Raw genomic sequence first — 527 nt, 5'->3', positions numbered from 1 at the left:
ATTCCTACATTATCGCGGCCTACTCCGCGGCTTATACCATCATGCAGCCAGTTGCGGGCTACCTTCTCGATATCCTCGGAACCAAAGTGGGCTACGCCTTCTTCGCTGTGACCTGGGCTATCTTCTGCGGCGCGACAGCGCTGGCAGGCAGCTGGGGTGGACTGGCACTGGCGCGTGGTGCGGTCGGTGCGGCAGAAGCGGCGATGATCCCTGCGGGTCTGAAAGCCAGCTCTGAGTGGTTCCCGGCAAAAGAGCGTTCTATCGCTGTAGGCTACTTCAACGTCGGTTCCTCTATCGGTGCGATGATTGCTCCGCCGCTGGTCGTGTGGGCGATTGTGATGCACAGCTGGCAGTTAGCGTTCATTATCTCCGGTGTGCTGAGCTTTGCCTGGGCGATGGCGTGGCTGATCTTCTACAAACACCCGCGCGATCAGAAGAAACTGTCTGACGAGGAACGCGACTACATCATTGGTGGTCAGGAATCCCATCACCAGACCAACAACGGTAAAAAAATGTCCGTCTGGCAG

1 protein-coding gene is annotated in these 527 nt (G+C 57.5%); it reads left to right on the top strand.

What is annotated here, in order from left to right; translation table 11 throughout:
* Positions 1–527: MFS transporter (locus K5E19_RS23870; RefSeq protein WP_221553391.1), on the top strand; the 527-nt coding region annotated here is incomplete at both ends.

Source organism: Enterobacter sp. RIT637 (assembly GCF_019718755.1).
Lineage (GTDB): Bacteria > Pseudomonadota > Gammaproteobacteria > Enterobacterales > Enterobacteriaceae > Enterobacter.
The sequence above is the reverse complement of the archived record's forward strand: the minus strand, read 5'-3'. Positions and strand labels throughout refer to the sequence as shown.